The following is an 8,422-nucleotide window of genomic DNA, read 5'->3' as shown; positions in this document are numbered from 1 at the left end:
TAAAAATTTTATCGAGGTAAAAGGAATTTCAGCCGGAGAACTGGCTGCTGTTCTGGATGTGCAACGATCTAACATCTCACATATTCTTAATGGAAGAAATAAACCAGGTGCTTCATTTATTGAAAAGCTACTACTGGAGTTCCCTGATTTAAACGCTCGCTGGCTACTCACGGGTGAGGGAGATATGTTTAGTGGACAAATAAAATCGGATAACAGTCCGCAACAAAAGCTACAAATAGTTGAAGAAACTATTAAACAGCAACCTTTGGCGGAAAAGCCAGTGAGGAAGAATATGATCCCGGAGGAGAATATTGAAAAGACGATGTCGGCATTTAATAGCGAAATAGATAAAATGGTTATTATATACCGTGATGGTACATTTAATATATATAAGCAACGCTAAGAAATTATTGAAGCAATGTATAAAACAAGCAAGGCTTATACTGTTATATGTTGCATTTACTTGAATGAAGTATATCAACTACAGATAGTTTAAATAGGATTTTACCTTAAAGTGGTAGTTGTAATTAGAATAAAAGCATTTGAATATTATATGTTGTAGAGAATTGTAATCGTTTTTACAAAAAAGGTACTTGACCTCCAAACGGTGGTTAAACCAGAGTAACAAAGAGGACTGTATTGCTACAGCCCTCTTTTGTTTATATGTAAATTATCCTAATACATAACAATGATTTATAAATATAATATTGTAAACATTTGACATTCAGCACGCATCTAAACAAAAGTAAATTGTTTACAAAAATAAATCAGAAAAGATTTGCATATGTGAATTTATAGTTTCATATTTGTAACAACAAAAGTAAACAACAATACGACAGGATGATTAAAACAATATAGATTCAATTTACAAACCCAATTTAAGTTGATAAATCCAGAAGTCGCTTGGCCACTAGAAATAGTGGCCATTTCTGGTTTATAGGAGTATGTTTATATCTAAATATAGTTACATGTAGAAAAAAGTAAAGTGTTATTTTGTAAATATAAACTTTATTGGTACATTTGTATACACATAAACAAAGACCCTTATTTTTTACCTAATTTAAATATAACATAGAAGGCCGTTATTCAACGGTCTTTTCTTTTTGTATCAATTCATAGCGCAAAATTCAACGATTATTCTATTATCTTTGCGGCAAAATCAGAATACATGCCAAAAAAGTTTGTTAAAGAATTCACCGTAATTGAAAATAGCGCGCTAAACGCTACAAACTTTCTTATCAAAGTACAGTCGGATACCGAACTTCCGGAGATAAAACCAGGACAATTTGTAAATATTGAGATAAAGGAAGCGGAAGATATCTTTCTTCGCAGGCCTTTTTCAGTGTTTGAAGTGGATTACGAACAGAATGTAATCTCGATGATCGTTAAAATACTGGGGCGGGGATCACGTAAACTTACAGAGATTAAAACAGGAAGTATGCTAAGTATGGTTTATCCTCTGGGAAAAACGTTCACGTATCCGTCAGCAGACGATAAAATCTTGCTGATTGGCGGTGGTAGTGGTGTTGCGCCAATGCTTTTCTTAGCCAAAGAGTCGGGTTTACCAATTGAAAATGTTGACATTTTACTGGGAGCACGATCAAAAGAAGATCATATTAATGTAGATTACTATAAAAATTACGCTAATTTACATTATGCATCAGAGGACGGATCGCTTGGAGAAAAAGGATTTGTTACGCAACATTCTGTATTTACCAATAACTTAAATACATACACTAAAATATATGCTTGTGGGCCGGATGGAATGATGCGGGCCATTGCAAAAGAGGCAAAAGTTGCAAATGTATTCTGCGAAGTATCGCTCGAGAACCTTATGGCCTGTGGTTTTGGCGTGTGTTTGTGCTGTATCGAGCCAACCACGAAAGGAAACCTGTGTGTGTGTACTGAAGGTCCGGTGTTTAACATTAATGATTTGAAATGGTAGATTTAAAAGTAAAATTACACGATATAGAATTTAAGAATCCGGTAACACTGGCATCAGGAACCTGTGGATTTGCACGCGAAACAGCTGAATTCTTTGAACCTGGTTTACTTGGAGGTTATTTTCTGAAAGGTACAACGCTTAAAAACCGCGATGGTAATAACTACCCGCGAATGGCGGAAACACCTTCAGGTATGCTTAATGCGGTGGGTTTACAAAATAAAGGCATCGATTACTTTATTGAAAACATTTATCCTGAGATTGTTGACTATGATACACAATTGATTATAAATGTAAACGGGTCTACAGTTGAAGATTACATCGCTTTAACCGAAAAAGTTAATGAGCTGGATAAAATAAATGCCATTGAGCTTAATATCTCGTGCCCTAATGTAAAGGAAGGTGGAATGGCTTTTGGTGTGAGCTGTCCCGGAGCCGAGATGGTAACCCGCGAAGTACGTAAAGTATATGATAAAACGCTTATTGTAAAGTTGTCGCCAAATGTTACCGACATTTCTGAAATTGCACGGGCGGTGGAAGGACAGGGGGCTGATGCTGTGTCGTTGGTAAATACCTTTTTAGGAATGGCCATTGATGCCGAAAAAAGAGAACCACTTTTATCTACTATAACCGGCGGATTATCTGGTCCGGCAATAAAACCTATTGCATTACGCATGGTTTGGCAGGTTGCCAACGCCGTTAAAATTCCTGTTGTTGGAATTGGCGGAATAATGAATGCTGCCGATGCCATTGAGTTTATGCTGGCCGGAGCTTCAGTTGTACAGGTTGGTACAGCAATATTTAAAGATCCGATGATTCCGGTGAAGATTGTAGAAGGCATTGAGGATTACCTGAAACGCCACAATATGCAGTCGGCCAGTGAATTAATCGGTGCTTTACAAGTGTAGTATACATTTGTTTTCGTATACTTCTGTATATTACTTTTGTCATTCGATAAAATCTATCTGAGATAAATACTATTTAGTACGAATTTGCCCGATTTTGATCGTTAAAATTCTTTTAACTCTATTTTTGCACAAATTTAAAATTGCAATCTGAACATTTCAATTTTAGTTCTGTTGTTATAAGTGCAAATAGCAAAACATAGATTAAAAGTATTTATTATGGCAAGTTTTAATATCGTTATGCCTAAACTGGGCGAAAGTATCCAGGAAGGCACCATTACTAAATGGTTCGTAAAAGAGGGAGACACTATTGAAGAGGACGATATGCTCTTCGAAGTTGCTACTGACAAGGTAGACTCTGAGATCCCGTCGCCGGTAGATGGCGTAATCACAAAAATTAATTATCCGGAAGATAGTCTGGTTGCAGTTGGCGAAGTTCTGGCTGTTGTTAGTCTTGATGGTGAAGTTGACGAAACTGAACAGGAGGAGACCGATAGCAAAGACGAAAAAGAAGCCAAAACCGACGAAGCACCTGAAAAAGCAGAAACAATCGATGCTTCGGTTGATGACAGTAGAAAACTTTCAAACCGTTTCTATTCTCCTTTGGTAAAAACAATTGCTAAAGAAGAAAATGTTTCGTTTGACGAGTTGGAAAGCATAGAAGGATCGGGCGTTGGAGGCCGCGTTCAGAAGAAAGATATTTTAGCTTACCTGGAAAGCAGAGACAGTTCTGCAGCCCAGCCGGAAGCTAAAAAAGAAAGCAAACCAGCTGCACCGGCAGCGCCTGCAGTAGAGAGAAAAGCTGCACCTCTGGTTTCAGTAGGAGCCAATGACACTGTTGTTGAAATGGATCGTATCAGAAAACTGATCGCTGACCACATGGTGATGTCGAAACAAGTATCACCACACGTAACTTCAGTGGTTGAAGCCGATGTTACCGATCTTGTAATCTGGAGAAACAAAAACAAAACGGCTTTCCAGGAAAGATATGGCGATAAAATTACGTTTATGCCGATATTTACAGAAGCAGTTGCTGCTGCCCTGGCCGAATTCCCAATGGTTAACTCATCAGTTGACGGGGATAAAATCGTAATGAAAAAAGATATAAACGTTGGTATAGCTGTGGCTAAGCCCGACGGAAACCTTATTGTTCCTGTAATTAAAAATGCTGAACAGCGCAACCTGGTTGGTTTAACAAAAGAGCTGAACCGACTGGCTAATGCGGCGCGTAACAATAAACTCGATCCGGCCGAAATTCAGGGTGGAACATTTACTATTACCAATTTCGGTTCGTTCGGAAATATTATCGGAACACCAATTATTAACCAACCACAAGTTGCTATTCTGGCAACAGGAATTATCGAGAAAAAACCAGCTGTTTTGGAAACACCAAGCGGCGATGTAATTGCAATTCGTCATAAAATGTACCTGTCGTTATCATACGATCACCGAATTATCGATGGTGCCCTGGGAGGCGCTTTCCTGCGACGCATTGCCGATCATCTGGAACAATTTGATATAAACCGCGCAATATAATTTATTATGAAGGATTTAAAAGTACCAAAGCAATATACAATTAAGAAAACTCCGAAGGAGACTTTAGAGAATTGGTACCGGTTAATGAAGATTGGCCGTGCACTCGACGAAAAAGCACCCAATTATCTGAAACAGGCTATTGGGTGGTCGTACCATGCTCCTTATGCCGGACACGATGGAATTCAGCTGGCTATCGGACAAAGTTTTGAGAAGAAAAAAGACCATTTATATATGTATTATCGCGATATGTTGACTGCTCTTGCGGGCGGAATGACATCGGAAGAGATAATATTAAACGGTATTTCAAAGGCAACAGACCCATCAAGTGGTGGTCGCCACATGTCGAATCACCTGGCAAAACCCGAGTGGAATATGCACAGTGTGTCGTCGGCAACCGGAAACCACACTTTGCATGCTGTTGGAACCGGCCGCGCTATTAAATATTATGGTGAGAAAGCGGTTTCTATCAGTAGCCAGGGCGAATCATCGGTTAGTGAAGGTTACGTTTACGAAGCCATTACCGGTGCCGATAAAGAAGAATTACCGGTAATTTTTGTGGTTCAGGATAACGGTTATGGTATTTCGGTACCTAAAAAAGACCAAACTGCGCAACGAAAAGTGGCCAATAACTTCACCGGTTTTAAAAACCTGCGCATTATTCACTGTAACGGTAAAGATGTTTTTGATTCGATGAACGCCATGGCCGAAGCCAAACGTTATGCCATCGAGGAAAGCAAACCTGTATTGCTGCAGGCCAACTGTGTGCGTATGGGGTCGCACTCCAACTCCGACGATCATTTGCTTTATCGTTCAGATGCGGAAAGAAACTACGTGGTGGAATACGATCCGCTGGCAAAATACAGAAGGTTGTTATTGCGTTACGAGCGATTTACTGAAGAAGAGCTGAATAAAATTGACGAAGAAGTAAAATTAGAAATAAAAGCTTCTCATAAAGCAGCAATGGCTGCTCCGGATCCGGATCCTGCATCCATTTTCGATCATGTATTTTCTGATCCATACGTTTCGGAAAAATACCCTGAAGGATTGCATAACGAAGAAGGAGAGAAGACAAAATTTATCACTGCGCTTAACGAAACTTTAAAGGCTGAATTCCGCAATAACCCTGATACGTTTATCTGGGGACAGGATATGGCCAACAAAGATAAAGGCGGTATTTTCAACGTATCAAAAGGTATGCAGGCCGAATTTGGCGAGAAGCGTGTTTTTAACGGCCCGATTGCCGAAGATTTTATTCTGGGAACGGCCAACGGAATGTCGCGCTACCACGAGAAAATCCGTGTTGTAGTTGAGGGAGCTGAGTTTGCCGACTATTTCTGGCCGGCTATGGAACAATATGTTGATACCAGTCACGACCTGTGGCGATCGAACGGTAAATTTTCGCCAAATGTGACCATTCGCCTGGCGTCAGGTGGTTATATTGGTGGTGGAATGTACCACTCGCAAAACATTGAAGGTTCGCTGGCAGCCATTCCGGGAGTACGTATTGTTTATCCGTCGTTTGCCGATGATGCAGCCGGGTTATTGCGTACGTCATTACGCTCGGAAGGATTAACCATGTTTATGGAGCCAAAAGCACTTTATCAGGATCCGAAAGCTGCAACAGTAGTTCCGGATGATTTTGAGGTTCCGTTTGGAAAAGCCCGAATTCGCCGTGAGGGTAGTGATCTGACTATTCTTACTTACGGAAATACAACGCACTTAAGTCTCGACGCTGCTAAAAAACTGGCAGAAGAAGGAATTGCAGATGTTGAAGTTATCGATCTGCGTTCACTGATTCCGCTGGATGAAGAGACCATTTTGAATTCGATTAAGAAAACCAACAAAGTATTGGTTGTTCACGAAGATAAAGTGTTTGGTGGTTTTGGTGGCGAGTTAAGCGCTCTCATCAATGAAAAAGGTTTTGAATACCTTGATGCACCGATTAAACGTGTAGGTTCGCCATTTACACCGGTTGGTTTCAACCGCATTCTTGAACAGGCGATCTTACCAAATACACAGCGTATTTACACTGCAGCAAAAGAATTAATTGAATACTAAAAATCGAAAAAATGAGTAAAACCGCAATTATATACAGTTACAATACTCAAAAATCGAAAAAGGTAGCAGAAAAAGTGATTGCTGCTTTTGGCGAGAGAGAGATTGAAGCAATTAATGCTGAAGAGCTAAGCAAAGATGTGTTGAATAAATTCGACAATTTTATTCTTAGTGCACCAACCTGGTTCGATGGTGAATTACCCAACTACTGGGATGAGTTTGTGCCGGATTTGGAAGAAATGGACCTTAAAAAGAAGAAGTTTGCAATCTTTGGATTAGGCGACCAGAAAGGATATACAGAGAATTTTTGCGATGCAATTGGTTTACTGGCTGAAATACTTGAAGAGTGTGGAGCAACTATCGTTGGGGAAACCTCTGTTGAGGGTTATACCTTCGAAGCATCGCGTGCACAACGAGGCGACAAATTTATAGGATTGCCGATTGACCAGGAAAACCAGGCCCGTAAAACAAAACAACGGGTTGAAGACTGGGTAGCGCAACTTAAGAAAGAGTTTTAAAGTTAATAGTTATCGATTAGAGAAAAACGCTTGCTATATAAGGTTTTTCTATTTGCATAAAGGCCGTTGGTGTTGACCAATGGCCTTTTTTATGCGTTGTATACAAATGTGTAATTCATGGAAGTGTTGTTACATATAGCCTTAATAGATGTGGGGCAATAATGAAAAGTTCTATGTTATATATGTATCAGTGTATTGATTTACAAATGTGTTCACTTTTGTAAGCAAGTTGATCGCTATTTCTGGCTAATTAATATTTTTTGATATTTCGAGTAACTGATCAATTCATTTTAAATACGCACAGGAAAACGATTTAATTATTGTTAAACAGAATAAGGTTTTTAAAAGCTCATTGTTATTAACTATTTACTATATCGGTTAAATTGCCGGTTCATTAGTTTACGGTTCGTATTAATTGATTAATTTTGTGGCTTCGAATTATAAATAAATTTACCGTGCCTGAAACTAGATACATATTTGTTACCGGTGGAGTTACTTCGTCGTTGGGAAAAGGTATTTTGGCCTCGTCGCTGGCCAAGTTGCTACAATCTCGTGGTTATAATGTTACCATTCAAAAATTGGATCCGTATATTAACGTTGATCCGGGAACGCTGAATCCGTATGAACACGGAGAGTGTTTTGTTACCGAAGACGGAGCCGAAACCGACCTCGATCTTGGACATTACGAGCGTTTCTTAAATACTGCAACTTCGCAGGCTAACAACGTAACAACCGGAAGAATTTACCAATCGGTTATTGATAAAGAACGCCGGGGTGATTATCTGGGAAAAACCGTTCAGATTATTCCTCACATTACCGACGAAATAAAACGGAGAATTAAAATTCTCGGATCAAAAGGTAAATACGATATCGTTATCACAGAGATTGGGGGTACGGTAGGCGACATTGAGTCCTTACCTTATATTGAAGCAGTTCGTCAGTTAAAATGGGAATTGGGAAGCCGGGCAATGGTTATTCATTTAACACTGGTACCATACCTGTCGGCAACGGGCGAATTAAAAACCAAGCCTACACAGCACTCAGTAAAAATGTTGCTCGAAACCGGAGTTCAACCCGATATTCTTGTACTTCGTACCGAACATGATATTGAATTATCAGTTCGCCAAAAAGTTGCACTGTTCTGTAATGTTGGCTTGGAGTCTGTAATTCAGTCGGTTAATGTGCCAACAATTTACGATGTTCCGTTAAAAATGTTGGAAGAAAAGCTGGATATCACAGTGCTGAATAAGCTGGGATTAACCATTAACGAAGAAATTGATCTTTCGGCCTGGAATGATTTCCTTGCACGCCATAAAAACCCTACACAAACTGTTGAAATTGGTTTGGTTGGAAAATATGTGGAATTACACGATGCGTACAAATCAATTGCTGAAGCCCTGGTACACGCCGGAGCTGAAAACAGATGCAAAGTAAATATTAACTGGATTCACTCGGAAGAATTGAAT

General features: G+C 39.5%; 7 protein-coding genes. All 7 read left to right on the top strand.

All coding sequences use genetic code 11. From position 1 onward, the window contains the following. Nucleotides 1-403: helix-turn-helix domain-containing protein (locus tag ABZB17_RS17070; protein WP_372651880.1), on the top strand; the 403-nt coding region annotated here is incomplete at its 5' end. A 765-nt stretch (nucleotides 404-1,168) separates the two neighbouring features. After that, nucleotides 1,169-1,945, top strand: a complete 777-nt coding sequence (locus tag ABZB17_RS17065; protein ID WP_372651879.1) for a dihydroorotate dehydrogenase electron transfer subunit — start codon at nucleotides 1,169-1,171, stop codon at nucleotides 1,943-1,945. After that, nucleotides 1,939-2,850, top strand: coding sequence for a dihydroorotate dehydrogenase (locus ABZB17_RS17060; RefSeq protein ID WP_372651877.1), 912 nt, complete (start codon nucleotides 1,939-1,941; stop codon nucleotides 2,848-2,850). Before ABZB17_RS17065 ends, ABZB17_RS17060 begins: the two co-directional genes overlap by 7 nt. A 216-nt stretch (nucleotides 2,851-3,066) precedes the next feature. Continuing rightward, the gene (locus ABZB17_RS17055) at nucleotides 3,067-4,383 is read left to right on the top strand and encodes a dihydrolipoamide acetyltransferase family protein (RefSeq protein WP_372651875.1); all 1,317 of its coding nucleotides are present in this window, start codon (nucleotides 3,067-3,069) and stop codon (nucleotides 4,381-4,383) included. 6 nt (nucleotides 4,384-4,389) lie between these two features. Then, nucleotides 4,390-6,441: a thiamine pyrophosphate-dependent enzyme gene (locus ABZB17_RS17050; protein WP_372651874.1), complete on the top strand. Its 2,052-nt coding sequence runs from the start codon at nucleotides 4,390-4,392 to the stop codon at nucleotides 6,439-6,441. A gap of 11 nt (nucleotides 6,442-6,452) precedes the next feature. After that, complete coding sequence (locus ABZB17_RS17045) at nucleotides 6,453-6,956, top strand: flavodoxin (protein ID WP_372651873.1); 504 nt, start codon at nucleotides 6,453-6,455, stop codon at nucleotides 6,954-6,956. A 455-nt stretch (nucleotides 6,957-7,411) separates the two neighbouring features. Beyond that, a partial coding sequence (locus tag ABZB17_RS17040; RefSeq protein ID WP_372651871.1) for a CTP synthase occupies nucleotides 7,412-8,422 on the top strand: 1,011 nt, incomplete at its 3' end.

This window comes from Draconibacterium sp. (assembly GCF_041583095.1).
Taxonomy (GTDB): Bacteria; Bacteroidota; Bacteroidia; order Bacteroidales; family Prolixibacteraceae; genus Draconibacterium.
This window is presented reverse-complemented; position numbering and strand designations above follow the sequence as displayed.

Bases quoted from the DNA above. Each gene is read 5' to 3' on its own strand.
- ABZB17_RS17065 (WP_372651879.1), top strand. From the start codon at position 1,169: ATGCCAAAAAAGTTTGTTAAAGAATTCACCGTAATTGAAAATAGCGCG.
- ABZB17_RS17060 (WP_372651877.1), top strand. From the start codon at position 1,939: ATGGTAGATTTAAAAGTAAAATTACACGATATAGAATTTAAGAATCCG.
- ABZB17_RS17055 (WP_372651875.1), top strand. From the start codon at position 3,067: ATGGCAAGTTTTAATATCGTTATGCCTAAACTGGGCGAAAGTATCCAG.
- ABZB17_RS17050 (WP_372651874.1), top strand. From the start codon at position 4,390: ATGAAGGATTTAAAAGTACCAAAGCAATATACAATTAAGAAAACTCCG.
- ABZB17_RS17045 (WP_372651873.1), top strand. From the start codon at position 6,453: ATGAGTAAAACCGCAATTATATACAGTTACAATACTCAAAAATCGAAA.